Raw genomic sequence first — 17,996 nt, 5'->3', positions numbered from 1 at the left:
CGATCTTTGCGTTAAAGATTTAAACGCAAAGAACGCAATGATTTATTTTGCAATTCTTATAAACTCATCAGAAACATGTGTTACTCTTCCGGATATAGACGCGTGAACTTTTGCACCGAGCACGCCTTCTTCAATATCACCTATCAATGTTCCTTCATGTACAACGTCTCCAAGTCTAACAACAGGTTTAGCCGAAACTCCCATATGCTGTTTCAATAAAATTTTAACCTGCGATGGAATAGGTGAATTTTTTGTGTACGGAGTATGTGCATCATATTTCAACACATCAATTCTTTTCATTAATTGTTTTAACGGAACGCGTCTTCCCTCTTTTATAGGATGAACTTTAACCGGCTTTTGCTGTTCGTACCTTGTACCGTTTTTCTTATTTTCAACTTTTCCTTGATCACAAGCTTCGCGCGGATATAAATCTTCTGGGCATGCATACAAAGAACACAATCCACAAGAACAGCAAAGATCGGCATATTGATTCCACACAGCTTGTCCGGTAGTAGAAAAACCGAGTGAACGCATAACCTTATGCGGTTGTACATCATAACCCAGTAGGTAGCGCGGACAAAATTCCGTACAGTAACTGCATTGATCGCATGCTGATTTACCGATTCTATTTTTAGATTCCGCAGATCTCTTTGTTCGGTTCACCAGATAGTGATCTGCAGGTAGAACAATTATTCCCGCAGTTGTCTTTGTAACAACTTCAGAAAGATCAAAAGTAAGTTTGCCCATCAAAATTCCACTTACAAAAACTCCGTAATCGGAAACTGTTGTTCCTCCGGCGTGTTCAATAAGTTCTTTTAATGTTGTACCGATCGGGACAAAAAACGATGAAGGATTTTTTACGCAGCCCGCAATACAAACAAATTTTTGTGTTACAGATTTATCCTCAATCGCACGTGATATGTTATAAAAAGTTTCAACATTATTTACAACACAACCGATATCAAGCGGTAAACCGTAAGGAGGAATTAATCTTTTTGTTGCAGCATAAACTAATTCATATTCATCACCGCTTGGATAAAAATCACCAAGCAGACAAGTATCAATTTTTCCGTTTTTATAATTCTTCTCAACTTCTTCAATTGCCGCAGTATTTTTTGCTTTAATTCCGAAGTAAGATTTTTTTGCAGATGTTTGCTTTATCATTAAGTCAACACCGTTTACAATATCCGGTGCAAAATTTTTCATCAGTTCATAATCTTTATGGATCAACGGTTCACATTCCGCACCGTTTACTAAAACATACTCAACTTTTGATTTGGCTTTAATGTGAGTAGGAAATCCCGCTCCGCCAGCTCCTACAACGCCGGCATCAAATATTTTTTTTACAAGATCCATTTTATCCGTTTTGTCTTATAACAACAATTGTTTTATCATCTTGATATTGGCTTTCACTCGTACTGAATTTTAAAACGTCGTCTAATATTAATGAAGTAATTTCTTTCGGAGTTTTGTTTACACTTTCCAAAATTATTTTCTGCAACCGCTCTTCGCCGTAAAAATCGTATTTCTCATTTGCAGATTCAACTATTCCGTCTGAGTAAATTACAAGTATATCACCCTTATGAAAATTTATGCTGTCGGTTTCAAACTTTGAATTCGGCGCCGGACCTAGTAATGGACCAGTTGGTTGTAAATAAGTTATGTTATTATTTTTTTTGTCGTAAAACATCGGCGGATTATGACCGGCATTTGCATAAAGAAAGAGACCTTTTTTATCATTAGAAAGTTCACCATAAAAAAGTGTTGTAAATTTATCATCACTAAATATTTTATTCACAAGCTGGTTTAATCTAAATAACATTGGTGATATTTTAATCTGGAACGTGCTAGCCATTCTTAATGCGCCTGAAATATACATTGCTTCAGCTGCAGCGCCTAATCCTTTTGATGCCGCATCTCCTACAACGATTCCCAACCGTTCTTCATCATCGCCAATTTTTAGATAATCATAAAAATCGCCTGCAACAGTATCTGCCGGAATTGTTACTCCGAAGACATCATATGAATGAAATTTATGTTCATGTGCAGGCAGGATACTGCGTTGAAGTTGTTTCGCTTTATCAATATCGGCAATTAAATTTTTTCTAGACTGACTTAAATATCTCTCATTTAATTTTGATGTTAAAACTGTAGCAACAATATTTAATGTATCTCTTAGATCATCCGCAATCATATTACTGTTCACAGCAAGAAGATATTCATAATATTTTTTTTCACCTAACCGGACTTTTCTACCAACTCCGGAAGCAGAGTACTTGAAAATTCCTTTACTGCGTAATGTCTTATTAGTTTCATCAGCAAGTATTGTTCGTTCTGTAGAAATGATATCAAATAAAGGATAGTCTTTAAGTTGAAGCGTGAAATCATCAGAAATCTTTTGCACTTTTCCTGTTTGGAAAATTATACGGTATGATTTTCTTCGTAAATCAAATTTCCAAATTCTTCCGCCTGTTAATTGTATCTTTTCATTCTTAACGATCTGTTGAACTACATCTGCAAGTAATTCGCTATCCTTAGCAAAATTCTGCGAAGCTACACTTTCGATGGTTCTATATAATTTTTTTTGATCCATACTGGAATTATTCTGAATAATAGTTTATAAATTTTTGAAGAACATCTTTACATACTTGATTAAATTCATTGGAAGTAAAAGAATTCATAATGCTGTTATAAGTCGGTCTGAAAACTCCTTTTGCGACATAACCGCCTCCTTCAAAGACTCCAATTTTATTTTTGTATTTATTATCTGATGGAGTAGGAATTGGTGTACCCGGTTCAATTAAATTTTTCCATTTGCTCTCAAAATTTACCAGTGTTGTCAGATTAGGTTCCCACGGCTCAACATCAGGCGGATACATATTTTGATAAGTCGGATCATTTCCGTATTCATCAGCTAGCCCGGCCAATCCGTGAGCAAATTCATGCACAAAAACTTGATTAGTAACTTTATTGTCCACACATGTCATAGAATAAAGATTGTAAACAGCACCACCTCCGTAAGTAGAAGTATTTACCATCAAGAATATTTGATCATAAGGTGCATTTGCAGCAACATCACGAACAGTAAAGTAATCAGTAGTCATTAAATATCGTTCACTATCAAAAGTATAAAAATGTGAATTGAGAAGAGTATTTTTCCAAATATTCTTACCCGGAACATCTGTACCCGACTCATTCGAAGGAGCTTCTATTCCCCAAATATTTATTTTCCCCTTATTCTCTTTGAACGGAGAATAATCAAATAAATACCCGGCAAATCGTTCGCAATCATTATGAAATTTATTCATTTCCTCTTTCGTGTATCCTTCAGGTATAAAAACGATATCCAGCTTAGTAGACGGATCTCCTGAATAATGAACTTTGAAATTATTGAACGGTTTAATCTTTTCTTTTACAATAAAGTAATCTTTAGGATCAACTTCCTTTTCAAATTTCTTTTCAAAATTATTCCGGCGGTCTCTTTTATAAATTTCCACAATAATTTTCTCTTTTGGATAAGGCATTAACACGGAACCGGAAAAAGAACGCAGAGTATTTTTGGCTTCTTCTGTTGTTTGCCATTCTTGATATAAAGATGAAAACCCTCTTGAAAAGATTAACGATTTGGAAGAAGCATCTAATACTTTCAGAAAATAATTTCCGTAACCGAATTTGTCTATCAAGTTATTCTTCGGACCGCTCCATTGTCCTTCTTCGACCAGTTTCTCAAAGGAAATAGTTTCTAACGTTTTATTACCGGTTTGGTAAAAATCGAGACGCAATGTATTGTCTGTAAAGTAGTCTTCATATTTTACTTGTGCATTTGTAGTAACAATTAGAGACAAAAAGACTAACAACATTTTTTCCATTTTATATATCCTCAAAAAAATTATGATATTACTTTTCGAGAGCCGGGTTTTATAACCGGAATGTTTTGTTTACATAAAGGACAATCTTCCGGTGAATATGAGACTACCTCTAATTGTAGAGTACTAAATTGCGGAACTCCAAACTGAACTTTGTTATTACTGCGATCTACAATAAAACCGACTCCTGAAACAATTCCGCCATTACTTTTAACAATATCAATTACTTCAAACACAGAACCGCCGGTTGTTACCACATCTTCACAAACTAAATATTTTTTACCTTCTTCAATTTGAAATCCTCTTCTTAGAGTTAATATTTTATCTTCTCTTTCAGCAAAGATTGATTTTTTCTCCAATTGTCGGGCTACTTCTTGTCCAACCACAATTCCGCCAATAGCCGGAGAAATTACAATATCAATCTCATAATTCTTAAAATGGTTTGCAATCATACCACAGATGATTTCATTATACTCAGAATATTGTAAAACTAAAGCACACTGAAAATATTGATTGCTATGCCGTCCTGAGGTTAATAAAAAATGCCCGTTTAAAAGGGCATTTGTTTTTTGAAATATTTGGAGGATTTCTTGATTATTCACTTTCTAATTTCGTCTATTGTTTGGGCTAACTTGAAATCATTTTCTGTAACAGCACCTTCTGAGTGTGTGGATAGAATTACTTTAACTTTATTCCAAGAGTGAAGGAGCAAATCCGGGTGATGATCAATTTTCTCTGCTTCAATTCCAATTTTAACAATAAGAGCCACTGCATCTGTAAATGATTTTAATGTAAATTCTTTCTCAATTGAATTATTCAGGTAAAACCAGCCATCTAAATTATCTAAACTGTTTTTTACTTCTTCTGTACTAAGTGATTGCATTCAAATTGTTTCCATGAATTACTAAATTGTTTTCTTCTCTTTATTATCTTGTTCTTCTTTTTCAGCAATCTTATCTGCAATAAAGTAAAGTTCTTCGGTATTTTTTTTATGCTTTATTATAATCTTATTGCCTTCCTTAAAATGCGAAAGAAGTAGCTCCTCAGCTAATGGATCTTCAACATATTTTTGAATAGCACGTTTCAGCGGTCTTGCTCCAAACTTTTGATCAAATCCCTTATCAGCTAAAAACTCTGTAGCAGATTTATGAAGTTCAATGGTCATCTTATTATCGCTGATATTTTTTATTAGATCTTTCATTTCTATACTAATTATTTTCTTAATAGCCTCTTTATCCAAATTCCTAAATACAATTGTTTCGTCAATTCTATTTACAAATTCCGGATTAAAAAGTTTCTTCATTGCATCTTCAACAGTATTTTTTAGGTAAGAATACTGATCAGCATCAGAGTCACCGCTAAATCCATAACCACCGGTAGATTTTATCTCTTTAGTTCCAATATTTGAAGTCATAATAATGATAGTATTTTTAAAATCAACTTTACGGCCAAGACTATCTGTTAAAACACCATCATCTAATACTTGTAAAAGAATATTGAAGACATCCGGATGAGCTTTTTCGATTTCATCGAACAGAACGACAGAATATGGTTTTCTTCTAACACGTTCAGTAAGTTGTCCGCCCTCTTCGTAACCAACATATCCAGGAGGAGCTCCAATTAGACGTGAGACTGCAAATTTTTCCATATACTCGCTCATATCAATTCTAATAAGTGCATCTTCCGAATCGAACAAATACCTGGCCAATTCTTTTGCTAATTCCGTCTTCCCTACTCCTGTTGGTCCAAGAAATATGAAAGTGCCTATCGGTTTAGATGGTCTTTTCAATCCAGCTCTAGTTCTTCTAATAGCTTTTGTTAATCTCAAAACTGCTTCATCCTGACCAACAATCCTGCCTTTCAAAGCAGTTTCCATTTTCATCAATTTGTCTGATTCAGCTTGAACAACACGAGTTACCGGAATTCCTGTCATCATGGAAACAACAGTTGCAATATCGTCTTCACTTACATCATAAATTATATCTTTTGTCTTTGCATCCCATTCACGTTTAGCAACTTCAAGATCTGATTGAAGAGTTCTTTCTTTATCTCTTAGGCGGGCAGCTTCTTCATAATCTTGCTGCTTAACAACTTGAGTTTTTTGGTGTTTTATTTTTTCAACTTCTTCTTCAAGTTTTAGAATTTCATCAGATACAGTAAAGTTGCCCATATGAACTCGGGAACCGGCTTCATCTAAAACATCAATGGCCTTATCAGGTAAATGCCGGTCAGTAATATATCTTTCACTTAATCTTACTGCTGCATGAATCGCTTCACTTGAATACTGCACATGATGATGTTCTTCATACTTGAATTTAATATTTTCAAGTATCTGAATAGTTTCATCAACTGATGGAGGATCAATCATAACTTTTTGAAATCTGCGGTCTAACGCGCCGTCTGTTTCAATATATTTTCTGTACTCATCTAATGTAGTAGCTCCAATACATTGTATATCGCCTCTTGCTAATGCCGGCTTAAACATATTTGAAGCATCAAGAGAACCTGAAGCTCCGCCTGCACCAACTATCGTATGAAGTTCATCAATAAATAAAATAACATCATCGGCTTTTTCAAGTTCATTCATTAAAGCTTTCATTCTTTCTTCAAACTGTCCACGGTATTTTGTACCTGCAACTAATCCTGCAAGATCCAAAGTAACAACGCGCTTATCCTGAAGAATTCTCGGCACTTTCTTTTGAATAATTCGTAAAGCCAATCCTTCTGCAATAGCAGTTTTACCGACACCAGGTTCACCAATTAGTACCGGGTTATTTTTCTTTCTTCTGCTTAGAACTTGAGCAACGCGTTCAATTTCTTTTTCGCGACCAATAACCGGATCGAGTTTATCTTCAATTGCATATTTTGTTAAATCACGACCAAAATTATCAAGAACAGGAGTTTTTGTTTTATCAACTTTTTTTGATGTAGCAGTAAATGCTTGTTGTGCTGCAGCTTTTGCGGGATCTTTACTACTAAGAATGTTATTTAATTCGGAACGAGAATTATCATAAGTAACATTAAACTGATGTAAAATTTGTGTGGCAATGTTATCTTCATCTCTTAGAAGTGAAAGAAGAATATGTTCTGTACCAATAACATCTGATTTATAAATTTTAGATTCGATCTGAGTAATCTTTAAAACTTTCTCAGCTTGTTTTGTTAGCGGTATATTACCAATTGTTAAAGTTCCGCCAGAAGTTCTAACAGTATCTTCAATAGTTTTTTTTAATTTTACCAAATCAACATCAAGATTTCGCAAAATTTTAACTGCTACACCTTGACCTTCACGAATGATCCCGAGAAGCAGATGTTCTGTACCAATATAATCATGTCCTAACCTTAAGGCTTCTTCCCGGCTAAGTCTTATTACTTCCTGTACACGTTCTGAAAAATTGCCATCCATCGTATTTCCTTTATTATTCTATTATCTAAACAGTAAAACTGTCAAAATCGTTTCTTAAATATATAGATTGCTTGTCCTCATATCAAGGAACTTAATACCTATAAAACAAGAAGATCTGGTAGATTTCACTTGCGTAGAAGCGTAAGGTTGGATTAAATAAAACGTTAACAAAAATTATTCTGAAGTTATTCTAAGTTTCTTATCTAAGTAATTCTATTTTTGAGTAGAACTAACATTCCTTATACTTTTTTCAATTTCATCCCACATCTCATCGGAAACAGCTTCAAGCATATTGAATTGTCCTGCACCTTTTAACCATTCGGCACCATCAATTGTAATCACCTCGCCATTAATGTAAGCCGAGTAATCAGAAATTAAATATGCAGCAAGGTTAGAAAGTTCTTGGTGTTCACCAACACGTTTGAGAGGAACCTTCTGTGTAAAATCAAATTTCTTCATTAAATCACCGGGTAGTAATCTACTCCACGCACCTTTGGTAGGAAACGGACCCGGAGCGATGGCATTAAAACGAATTCCATATTTTGCCCATTCGACAGCTAAAGAACGCGTTAAAGCAAGTACTCCGGCTTTTGCACAAGCAGACGGGACAACATAAGCCGATCCCGTCCATGCATATGTTGTAACAATATTTAGAACAGTTGCGTTTTGTTTTTTTGAAATCCAATGCTTACCAAAAGCTAAAGAGCAATTGTAAGTTCCTTTTAATACGATATTCACGATTATATCAAAAGCTCGATTAGATAAACGTTCTGTCGGGCTGATGAAATTACCAGCCGCATTATTAACCAGGACATCAACTTTACCAAATCTTTCTACTGTAGTAGCGAGCAGTTGTTCTACATCTTTATAGTCTGAGACATCACATTTTATAGGAAGAACAATTCCTTTAGTTTTTTCTTGTAACTCAGCAGCCGTTTTTTCTAACACTTCTATTTTTCTACTTGTAATAACAAGAACAGCGCCGAGCTCTAGAAAATATTGCCCCATCGCTTTACCTAATCCCGTTCCCCCACCGGTTATAACTACTACTTTGTCTTTCAAGGAATCTTCTTTGAGCATCGGTTTTAAATAATTCTTGTCCATAATATTCCAATTATTTTACAAAATCATTGCCAGTGTGGTAATAATTTATCAAACATACAAATGCAAAAATTGTCAGATGTAAATATTCGCTCTTAGAAACAATATGAATTCGCATCAATTAATTTATCTGCTATACTTCTGCGTAACTTTGTTGTATTGATCGGGTCATATTTAGTAAATCGTTTCAAACCCATCAATAACATTTTTAATTCATCACCTTCTGCGAAAGAAGAAATTGCATGTTTTCCGTAAAGATTTATTTTCTCAATCGCGTCGCTTATATACACTTGAGTCATATCAATGTATGGCTGTAGCTCAGTTGCGTTCTTCATCCCAGATAATTTAAGTGTTCTAAGATAAGCCGATTCACATGCAAAAAGTTCTATCATCATATCGGTAACGTTCATAATTAATTCTTGCTCTTCTTTAAGTTTCAGCATTAATTTTTGGACAGCGGAACCGGCAATAATTAAAATTGCTTTTTTTGCATTCTGAATGGCTTTATATTCAGCGGCGAGCAATGCGTTGTTAGTACCGCCAAATTCAGGTACAGACATCAACTCTTTTTGAATAGCCATTGCCGGACTTATTAAATCAAGTCTGCCCTTCATCGAACGCTTCATTAACATATCAACAGTTAAAAGACGATTGATTTCATTTGTCCCCTCAAAGATTCTGTTTATACGCGAATCTCTATAAGCTCTTGCGGCAGGATATTCTTCAGAATAACCATATCCACCATGGATCTGAACAGCTTCATCAACAACATAATCTAAAATTTCCGAACCATAAACTTTTAGCATGGCACATTCAATTGCATATTCTTCGGCTGCATTTAATGCGGCTTCCTCGTATTTACTTCCTTTAGCTTGAAGTTCTTTTATTTTTTTATTTATTAAATCACTTACTCTATATGTAGCGGATTCTGAAACAAATATTTTAATTGCCTGCTCTGCTATCTTATGTTTGATAGCGCCGAAATTAGATATGGGTTGATTAAATTGTTTTCGTTCATTGGCATACGCTACAGAGATTGTTGCTACTTTTTTTGCACTTCCTGTGGTCATGGCACAAAGTTTAAATCTGCCAATGTTCAAGATGTTGAACGCAATGTAGTGTCCTTTGCCAATCTCACCTAATATATTTTCTTTAGGAACTTTTACATTGTCTAAGAAAAGTGCTCGTGTTGATGAGCCTTTAATTCCAAGTTTATTTTCTTCTTCTCCTCTATTAAATCCTTCCGATTTTGCATCAATGATGAAACAAGTAAATTTGTCTCCGTCTACCTGAGCAAAAGTTATCAATATGTCTGCGAATCCTCCGTTCGTTATCCACATTTTCTGTCCATTCAAAACATAATACTTTCCATCATTCGAAAGTTTAGCAGTAGTCTTTGCAGCCAGTGCATCTGAGCCTGAGGTCGGTTCTGTTAAACAGTACGCCGACTTTAATTCACCACTTGCTAATTTTGGTAAATATTTTTTCTTTTGTTCATCTGTTCCATAATAAAGTATCGGTAATGTACCTATACCGGTATGCGCAGCAAACGAAACTCCAAATGAATGACTTGCACCCATTTCCAAAGCGATTGCAGTGTTAGTATTAAAATCTTCTCCTAATCCACCAAATTCTTCCGGTACTGAGGTACCAAGCAATCCTAGTTCACCAGCTTTCTCAAGTAAGCTGACAGTAAGATTAGGTTCTTGTTTATCAATTGCATCGAGTTTTGGCCAAATTTCTTTTTCAACAAATTCTCTTGCAGAATTAGCCATCATCCGTTGATCTTCAGTTAGATCTTCCGGTATGAAAACAATTTGCGGATCTGTTTCTTTTATTAGAAATTCTCCGCCTTTCAATACACCAACTTTAGTTTGTTCTGTTGACATATGAGCATTTCCTTATTTATTAAAATTAATTTAATAATTCATAGATAGCAGCCACACCCTGTCCACCACCGATACATGCTGTAACCATTCCGTATTTCATTTTTCTTCTTCGGAGTTCATTCAAAACTTGAATGGTTAACTTTGCACCGGTACAACCAAGCGGATGACCTAATGCAATAGCACCGCCGTTCACATTTATTTTTTCATTATCTAATCCCGCTTGTTGAATAACAGCTAAGGATTGAGCAGCGAAAGCTTCGTTAAGTTCTATCAAGTCAATATCAGCTAACTTCAAGCTGGCTTGCTTTAATGCTTTTGGAATAGCTTCAACAGGACCAATTCCCATAATTCTAGGATCAACACCGGCTAAAGCATAACTTTTTAATTTTGCTACTGGGGTTAAATTTAATTCTTTTACCAAATTCTCAGACATAACAAGAACAAACGCAGCTCCATCAGACATCTGAGATGAGTTTCCAGCCGTAACAGTTCCGTCGGCAGCAAATGCCGGTTTTAATTTTGCTAATGCTTCGATTGTTGTGTCCTCTCTTGGACCTTCATCAGTATCAATTACATATTTTTTAGATTTTCTTTTCCCTCCTTCAAGAAATACTTCTTCAACTTCTATAGGTACTATCGCATCTTTAAAATATCCTTGCTTAATCGCGTTAATAGCTTTTCGATGTGAGTGATATGAAAATTCATCCTGAGCTTGTCGTGATATTTTATAATCACGGACAATTTCTTCAGCAGTCAATCCCATGTTCAAATAATATTCCGGATGTTCTTTCGCAATTTTATAATTTGGAGATATTTTCCATCCTGCAGTTGGAACTAATGACATTGATTCTGCGCCGCCAGCAATGATACAGTTAGCAATTCCGGCTCGTATTTTCGAAACAGCAATTGCAATTGCTTCGGCACCCGAAGCGCAATAACGGTTAACTGTCATTCCCGGAATTCCTATTGGAAGGCACTGGAGTGCAATCATTCTTCCAATTTGTAATCCTTGTTCAGCTTCCGGAACTGCATTACCTACAATCAAATCATCAATGCGGTTCGGATCGAGTTGCGGAACTTTACTTAGTAAATATTTAATGACTTCGGCGGCTAAATCGTCAGGACGATAATTTCTGAACCCGCCTTTTTTTGCTTTTCCAACAGCTGAGCGGTAACCTGTTACTAGATATGCTTCGTTCATAATGATTCTTCTGATTTTTTTATAAATTATTTTTGATCAACTATTAATCCTAATGCTAATTAATTTCTGAGTGGTTTACCGGTTGTCAGAATGCTTTGAATACGTTCTAACGTTTTCTTTTCTCCAATCAGACTTAAGAATGCTTCTCTTTCCAAATCGAGTAAATATTGTTCAGATACAAGAGTTGGAGCTGATAAATCTCCGCCGCACATTACATAAGCAAGTTTTTCTACGATCTTTTTATCATGCTCGCTAATATATTTTGCATTGAAGAAAGAATATGCACCCACTAACAATGTTGAAAGTGCCGGTTTGCCAAGGACAAGAATATTTTCTCTTTGTTGAGGTTGTGTGTAACCATGCTCAACTAATTCCATGGCAGCTTTTTTGGCTTCGCTTATAATCCGGTTCTGATTAACTATGTACCTATCGTTTCCTTTTCTGAAAATCCCAAGATCGAATGCTTCTAATGCTGATGTTGAAACTTTTGCTTGAGCAATTGCTAAGAATCTATTTTGTAATTCCGGAAATTCAATCGCGCCTTCTGTAAAACTATCAGAAGAGCGAAGCGCCATTTCTTTAGAACCGCCGCCGGCAGGAATTATTCCAACTCCAACTTCAACTAAACCGATGTACGTTTCAGCTCCGGCTACTACCTTATCGGAGTGCAAACATAATTCGCAACCTCCGCCTAATGTTAGTCCGTGTGGAGCTGCAACTACAGGTATGCTTGAATAACGAATTCTCATCATTGTGTTTTGAAAAGATCTCACAGCCAAATCTATTTCATCGTATTCTTGTTCTGCAGCAAGCATGAACATCATTGCAAGGTTTGCACCCGCAGAAAAATGCTGCCCATCATTTCCAATTACTAATCCTTTAAAATCTTTCTCCGTAATCTCTATTGCTTTATTGATTGCTTCAAGGATTTCAGAACCAATAGTATTCATCTTAGTCTGGAATTCTAAATTTACGATCCCATCTCCGATATCATGCAATACAGCTCCAACATTATTCCAAACCGGTGTATTAGTTCTAATGTTTTCAAGAACAATAAAATTATTTCTGCCGGGAATTTCTTTATAAGATGATGTTGAGATATCGTAAAATTGCTTTTTCCCATCTTGAATTTTATAGAAAGATTTAAATCCTTTAGCCAGCATATCTGAAACCCAAGCAGCCGGTTTAATATTTCCTTCTTCCATGAATTTCATAGTTTTTTCTATTCCCAATACATCCCAAGTTTCAAACGGTCCTAATTCCCATCCAAATCCCGCACGAAGAGCATCATCTATTTTGTAAAGTTCATCCGCAATTTCAGGTATTCTGTTTGATGAATATTGAAAGATCATTAAGAAAAGTTTTTTAAGAAACTCACCTGCTTTATCTTTAGATGAGACAAGGGATTTTAATCTGCCGGGAAGATTTTCAATTTGTTTTGCAGCAGTTACGGATGCATGTTTAGTTTTAGCGGATGGTTCGTATTCAAAAGTAGTAATGTTCAATTCATAAATATCTTTGTTCCCTTTTTCATCAACTGTTTTTTTGTAAAAACCTTGCTTCGTTTTGTCACCAAGCCAATTGCTCTCAACCATTTTTTCAACGTAATCTGGAATTTGGAACAACTCTCGTGATTCATCATCGTGACAATCATTGTAAATGTTTTTTGCAACTTTCACCAATGTATCAATTCCAACAACATCAGCAGTTCTGAAAGTAGCAGATTTTGGTTTACCTGTGAGAGGACCGGTAAGATTATCAATCTCTTTGATTTTTAGATCCATCTCTTTCATCAACTTGAAGACAGCCATAATGCTGAAGACGCCGATTCGGTTTGCTATAAATGCCGGAGTATCTTTACATAAAACCGGAGTTTTGCCAAGAAATAGATCACCATAATACAACAGAAATTCAATTACCTCCTTATTTGTTTTTGGAGTAGGAATAATTTCCATCAGTGGCAAATAACGTGGAGGGTTAAAGAAATGTACACCGCAAAAATGTTGTTGAAAATCTTCGCTTCTTTCTTCCAACATTAAATGAATCGGAATTCCTGAAGTATTAGTTGTTATGAGTGTTCCGGGTTTCCTTAATTTTTCAACTTTTTCAAAAACACTTTTCTTTACATCAAGATTCTCTACAACTGCTTCAATTATCCAATCGCAATCTTTTATCCAGCCAAGATCATCATTAAAATTACCCGTTTGGATTCTCGAAATAAATGTACTTTGATAAAGCGGTGCCGGTTTAGCTTTTAAAACATTATTAAAATTTTCAGTTACAATCCTGTTCCGGAATTGCTTGCTGTCTAATGTCAATCCTTTTTTGATTTCTTCTTCCTTCAAAGACTGAGGAACGATGTCCAACAAATAAACTTTGCAACCGATATTTGCAAAGTGGCAAGCAATGCGTGAACCCATTACACCTGAACCAAGAACAGCAACTTTTGTTATTGTTCGTTTCATAACTTTTCTCTAATTAAATGATTGTATTAATGAATGAAAGATTATGTTATTACATTTTTATCAATTGATTCGATATATATCTTTTCAATTAAGTTTTTATACTTTTCGGAAATAACCTCTCTTTTAACTTTCATGGTTGGAGTTAATTCACCTGAATCAATTGACCAAAGGTCTGAGACCAATGCAATTTTTTTTATTTGTTCTACATGACCAAACCGTTTATTGTATTTTGAAACATCCTCCCATATTCTTTCTTGAACTTTTTCGGATCCAATTATTTCTTCTCTGGTAGAAAGAATAATTTTTTTCTTCTTAGCCCATTTTTTAATAAACTCACATTCCGGCTGTATGATTGCCGCCGCAAATTTTCTGTTTTCACCTATCACCATAATATGTTCAACAAAGAAAGATTCCTTAATTTTATTTTCCAGCGGCGCAGGAGTAATATACTTTCCCCCGCTTGTTTTAAACATTTCTTTCAATCTTCCGGTGATTCTCAAATATCTTCCGTTAATCAATTCACCCAAATCTCCTGTATGAAACCATCCTTCTTCATCAAACGGCTGATCAGATTTTGGAATGTTATAATAACCTGCCATTACGTTTGGTCCCTTAGCAAGTATTTCACCTTTGTCAGAAATCTTTATAGAAACATCTGGGATTGTTTCGCCAACAGTTCCGCAATAATAGTATCCTTTTTCAAACCCATTACAAGTAAGCACGGGCGAAGTTTCCGTCAAACCATATCCTTCAACCACAGGAATTCCGGCTGCAGTAAAAATTCTAGCTAATCTTGGTTGCAAAGCAGCAGAACCGCTAATTATTCCCTTTATCTCACCACCTAGGGCTTCAACCCATTTTACAAAGACAATCTTCCTTGCAAAGAAAAGTCTAAAATTGTAAAACCAATTATTTTTTCCTTCTTTGTCATAATGGTTGGCTAAATTAACAGCCCATCCAAAAATTACTTTCTTAACTAAACTTAATTTGAAACCCTCTGCCATTATTTTTTCAAATACTTTCTCCAACAGTCGTGGTACTGTTATAAAAAAATGCGGTTTTATTTCTTTAATGTTTGCTGCAATTGTTTCCATACTTTCCGGATAATGAATTGACGTACCCAATATCATATAAAAATATGCTGCGGTTCTTTCAAAAATGTGGCAAAGAGGTAAAAAGCTGATGGTTCTTTTAAAATATTTAATTGGCATTATTTGCGTTAATGAATTCACATTTGCTAAAATATTCCCATGAGACAGCAACACACCTTTTGGTTCACCTGTCGTACCGGAAGTATAAATTATTGTTGCAAGATCATTTTCTTTAATCGCCTTTTTGATTTCATCAAGAGCGTCGCGATATTTTTCGTCAGCCATATCAGTCAATTCAGACCAGTGATGCGCGCCATCAACTTTGGTAAAGGTATATACTTCTTCAATTTTTGTTTTCACTTTTTTAGCGGCAGTTCGAACTTTTTTCAATAAATCTTTATCCTCAACAAATACCAACCTTACTTCTGCATCAATAAAAATAAATTCATAATTTTCTTCACTAACAGTAGGATAAAGTGGAACAACAATTCCTCCTATTTGAAGAATCCCAAGATCAGCAAAGTTCCATTCAACTCTGTTTTTTGAAATGATAGCAATTTTTTCACCTGGCTTTATACCATACTTTAAAAGCCCCAGACTAACTTCAACAGAACTAAATTTTCTCCACGAGCCAAGAACTTTATCGCAAAAAGCATCGGCTATAGGATAGTGCTCAATTTGATATGGTATCAAATCAATTAATCTATTCTGAGAAAGTATTGGTCGGTTCATTTTAGATCCTAAATTTATTTATGATCTTTTGATTTTAAATTATACCTAATGAAACAAAATAGCAAGCGAAATTTCGCTATTGAAGGATTTATGCTATCTTTTGAATGTGGGATGTCTTATTATTATAAATAAAATGACGAAAGAGTTATACCAAATGATACTATCTGAAAAAAATATAAAACTTGTCTTTGGACTAAAATTAAAGCAGCTGCGACAGGAAAATAAAATGTCGTTATCTGACCTTTCCAACAGGAGCACATTATCAATTTCTTATTTAAATGAAATTGAGAGCGGTAAGAAGTATCCGACAACCAATAAAATTGCATTATTGGCAAATGCCTTAAATGTTTCATATGACAAAATGGTTTCTTTAAAACTATCGAAGAATATGGCTCCTATAGGCGAGCTACTCGAATCAAATATTCTTAAAGAACTTCCATTAGATCACTATGGAATTGATGTAAACAAGTTTTTGCAGCTCATGTCAAAAGCTTCGTTACAATTAAGTGCTTTGGTGTCTACAGTAATTGAAATGGCGAAAAGCTCAGAATTAAGTCAGAATAATTTTAGTCGTATTGCAATAAGAACCTACAAAGAATTCAATGATAATTATTTTGAAGATCTTGAAGAGTCGGTGGAAAAGTTCTGTGGGCAGAGTGATTATCGTTTTACTTTACCTATTAAGTATTCTTTTTTGATGAATATCTTGAAAAACAAATTTCAATATGAGATAGACGAAAAAGTCATTTCCGAGTACGATGAATTATGCACTGTAAGAGCAATTGTTGTTTTCAAAAATGGTTCTAAAAAAATATTGATCAATAGTAGGTTAACTGATTCTCAGAAGGCATTTATTGTCGGGAAAGAGATAGCATACAATTATTTAAATATCTCAGATCGTTCTTTCATTTATTCCGATCTAAAAGTTGATTCATTCGATCAATTGTTAAACAATGTGAGGGCTTCATACTTTTCATCAGCTTTAATAATAAAGAAGAATGATCTAATAAATGATCTTAACAAATTATTTAACAAAAAAGTATGGGACAATAATTTCATAATCTCGCTACTTACTAAATACAATGCTTCACCTGATATGCTCTTCCAGCGGATAACAAATTTATTATCTATTGTCTGGAATATTAATAGCTTTTTCTTTTTTCGTTTTGATACCCCTCTTAATTCGATAAATTATTATTTAGCAAAAGAATTACGTCTTAATGCGAGGTCTATCCCGGGAAGTAATCAAAATGACGAAAATTATTGCCGTAGGTTAGTTTCGATAAAGCTTCTGGAAGATTTTAAAAAACAACAGATGAAAAATAAAAATAATAATTCGCCTCTTGCCGGTATTCATAAATCCAAATTTTTTAACTCAGGTGATGAATATCTTATGATATCAATCGCGAAGAGTTCTACATTATTTCGAGAGACTAATTATAGTGTTACTCTCGGTTTATTATTGAATGAAGAATTGATAAAGAAGATAAACTTTTGGAATGATCCTAAAATTCCTGAAATAATTGTTAATGATACTTGCGAACGTTGTCAAATATCGGATTGTAGAGAAAGAGTTGAATCTCCTAAAATTCTGGAGAGTAAAACAAACATTGAAAAAATAGAACGGACGCTTAAAAAAGTAGTTGATGAAATGTGAAGGATGAGCTTCCTTCTATTTTTCATATTCCTCAATTGTCTCTTTTACATTTTGCGGGATTGGGACAGAAATTCCCTTCGAATAATCGAATGAAACTATTTTAGTAATGGAATGTGCGGCAATTTTGTTTTTAAGATCTTTCCTAATTACAATTAGATTATCAATGTCACAACTTTTATTCCCAATTTTAATGCAACGAGAATAAACCTCAATTTCATCTCCTAACCGAATTTGATCTATATAATCAATTTCAATTCTGGCAATCACTGCACCAAATGCTAAATTTTTTCTTGGGATTGTGAATAGCTTATTGAAATATTCGATTCTAGCTTCTTCCAAGTATGTTAAAAACGCTGCATTATTAACATGACCCATTGCATCCAAATCAGAGAAGCGAACATTTATACTAATTTTATGTTTATAGTTTTCTGTTTTTTGCATGATTTAATATAATAATAAGATTCAATATTTCCTTATTGAACAAATTCCTTCCTTAATCATGTAGAATAATTTCATTAGTCAAGTTATATCACACGAGTTTTAAAAGATTAAAAGCTATTAATTGTGTTAGTCTAAATGAATTGATAT

The 17,996-nt window shown here is 34.4% G+C and carries 13 protein-coding genes; 1 reads left to right on the top strand and 12 read right to left on the bottom strand.

The annotated features are described in order from the left end of the window. Positions 1-42 precede the first annotated feature (42 nt). From NTZ27_02845 to NTZ27_02795, 11 genes are all read right to left on the bottom strand, one after another. Positions 43-1,356: a 4Fe-4S dicluster domain-containing protein gene (locus NTZ27_02845; GenBank protein ID MCX6173672.1), complete on the bottom strand. Its 1,314-nt coding sequence runs from the start codon at positions 1,354-1,356 to the stop codon at positions 43-45. 1 nt (position 1,357) lies between these two features. Next, complete coding sequence (locus tag NTZ27_02840; GenBank protein MCX6173671.1) at positions 1,358-2,593, bottom strand: PP2C family protein-serine/threonine phosphatase; 1,236 nt, start codon at positions 2,591-2,593, stop codon at positions 1,358-1,360. 7 nt (positions 2,594-2,600) lie between these two features. Next, positions 2,601-3,869 carry a M64 family metallo-endopeptidase gene (locus NTZ27_02835; protein MCX6173670.1) on the bottom strand — a complete coding sequence of 423 codons (1,269 nt, stop codon included), beginning with the start codon at positions 3,867-3,869 and terminating at the stop codon, positions 2,601-2,603. Between the two features lie 20 nt (positions 3,870-3,889). Beyond that, positions 3,890-4,468, bottom strand: coding sequence for an orotate phosphoribosyltransferase (gene pyrE, locus NTZ27_02830; GenBank protein ID MCX6173669.1), 579 nt, complete (start codon positions 4,466-4,468; stop codon positions 3,890-3,892). After that, entirely contained in the window at positions 4,465-4,749 is a 285-nt protein-coding gene (locus NTZ27_02825; protein ID MCX6173668.1) for a 4a-hydroxytetrahydrobiopterin dehydratase, read from the bottom strand. The genes pyrE and NTZ27_02825 overlap by 4 nt, the downstream gene beginning before the upstream one ends. Before the next feature lie 21 nt (positions 4,750-4,770). Further along, a complete protein-coding gene (locus tag NTZ27_02820; GenBank protein MCX6173667.1) occupies positions 4,771-7,272 on the bottom strand; it encodes an ATP-dependent Clp protease ATP-binding subunit in 2,502 nt (833 codons plus the stop codon). A gap of 213 nt (positions 7,273-7,485) precedes the next feature. Beyond that, positions 7,486-8,376 carry an SDR family oxidoreductase gene (locus tag NTZ27_02815; protein ID MCX6173666.1) on the bottom strand — a complete coding sequence of 297 codons (891 nt, stop codon included), beginning with the start codon at positions 8,374-8,376 and terminating at the stop codon, positions 7,486-7,488. Between the two features lie 92 nt (positions 8,377-8,468). Then, complete coding sequence (locus tag NTZ27_02810) at positions 8,469-10,262, bottom strand: acyl-CoA dehydrogenase family protein (GenBank protein ID MCX6173665.1); 1,794 nt, start codon at positions 10,260-10,262, stop codon at positions 8,469-8,471. Between the two features lie 25 nt (positions 10,263-10,287). Further along, on the bottom strand, positions 10,288-11,463 hold the full coding sequence (locus tag NTZ27_02805; protein MCX6173664.1) for an acetyl-CoA C-acyltransferase: 1,176 nt from the start codon (positions 11,461-11,463) through the stop codon (positions 10,288-10,290). A gap of 59 nt (positions 11,464-11,522) precedes the next feature. After that, positions 11,523-13,928 (bottom strand): 3-hydroxyacyl-CoA dehydrogenase NAD-binding domain-containing protein, encoded by a 2,406-nt coding sequence (locus NTZ27_02800; GenBank protein ID MCX6173663.1) that lies wholly within the window; start codon positions 13,926-13,928, stop codon positions 11,523-11,525. Positions 13,929-13,969: 41 nt separating this feature from the next. Further along, entirely contained in the window at positions 13,970-15,751 is a 1,782-nt protein-coding gene (locus NTZ27_02795) for a long-chain fatty acid--CoA ligase (protein ID MCX6173662.1), read from the bottom strand. Positions 15,752-15,905: 154 nt separating this feature from the next. Here NTZ27_02795 and NTZ27_02790 point away from each other — a divergent pair, with 154 nt between their 5' ends. After that, entirely contained in the window at positions 15,906-17,408 is a 1,503-nt protein-coding gene (locus NTZ27_02790; GenBank protein MCX6173661.1) for an XRE family transcriptional regulator, read from the top strand. 15 nt (positions 17,409-17,423) lie between these two features. On the opposite strand, the gene NTZ27_02785 is transcribed toward NTZ27_02790, so the two are convergent. After that, on the bottom strand, positions 17,424-17,849 hold the full coding sequence (locus tag NTZ27_02785) for a thioesterase family protein (protein MCX6173660.1): 426 nt from the start codon (positions 17,847-17,849) through the stop codon (positions 17,424-17,426). Positions 17,850-17,996: the final 147 nt, after the last annotated feature.

It is taken from the genome of Ignavibacteriales bacterium (genome assembly GCA_026390775.1).
Classification (GTDB): Bacteria; Bacteroidota; Ignavibacteria; order Ignavibacteriales; family Melioribacteraceae; genus Fen-1258.
The sequence above is the reverse complement of the archived record's forward strand: the minus strand, read 5'-3'. Positions and strand labels throughout refer to the sequence as shown.

Bases quoted from the DNA above. Each gene is read 5' to 3' on its own strand.
- NTZ27_02810 (MCX6173665.1), bottom strand. From the start codon at position 10,262: ATGTCAACAGAACAAACTAAAGTTGGTGTATTGAAAGGCGGAGAATTT.
- NTZ27_02835 (MCX6173670.1), bottom strand. From the start codon at position 3,869: ATGGAAAAAATGTTGTTAGTCTTTTTGTCTCTAATTGTTACTACAAAT.
- NTZ27_02825 (MCX6173668.1), bottom strand. From the start codon at position 4,749: ATGCAATCACTTAGTACAGAAGAAGTAAAAAACAGTTTAGATAATTTA.
- NTZ27_02815 (MCX6173666.1), bottom strand. From the start codon at position 8,376: ATGGACAAGAATTATTTAAAACCGATGCTCAAAGAAGATTCCTTGAAA.
- NTZ27_02800 (MCX6173663.1), bottom strand. From the start codon at position 13,928: ATGAAACGAACAATAACAAAAGTTGCTGTTCTTGGTTCAGGTGTAATG.
- NTZ27_02805 (MCX6173664.1), bottom strand. From the start codon at position 11,463: ATGAACGAAGCATATCTAGTAACAGGTTACCGCTCAGCTGTTGGAAAA.
- NTZ27_02820 (MCX6173667.1), bottom strand. From the start codon at position 7,272: ATGGATGGCAATTTTTCAGAACGTGTACAGGAAGTAATAAGACTTAGC.
- NTZ27_02790 (MCX6173661.1), top strand. From the start codon at position 15,906: ATGATACTATCTGAAAAAAATATAAAACTTGTCTTTGGACTAAAATTA.
- NTZ27_02845 (MCX6173672.1), bottom strand. From the start codon at position 1,356: ATGGATCTTGTAAAAAAAATATTTGATGCCGGCGTTGTAGGAGCTGGC.
- NTZ27_02785 (MCX6173660.1), bottom strand. From the start codon at position 17,849: ATGCAAAAAACAGAAAACTATAAACATAAAATTAGTATAAATGTTCGC.
- NTZ27_02795 (MCX6173662.1), bottom strand. From the start codon at position 15,751: ATGAACCGACCAATACTTTCTCAGAATAGATTAATTGATTTGATACCA.
- NTZ27_02840 (MCX6173671.1), bottom strand. From the start codon at position 2,593: ATGGATCAAAAAAAATTATATAGAACCATCGAAAGTGTAGCTTCGCAG.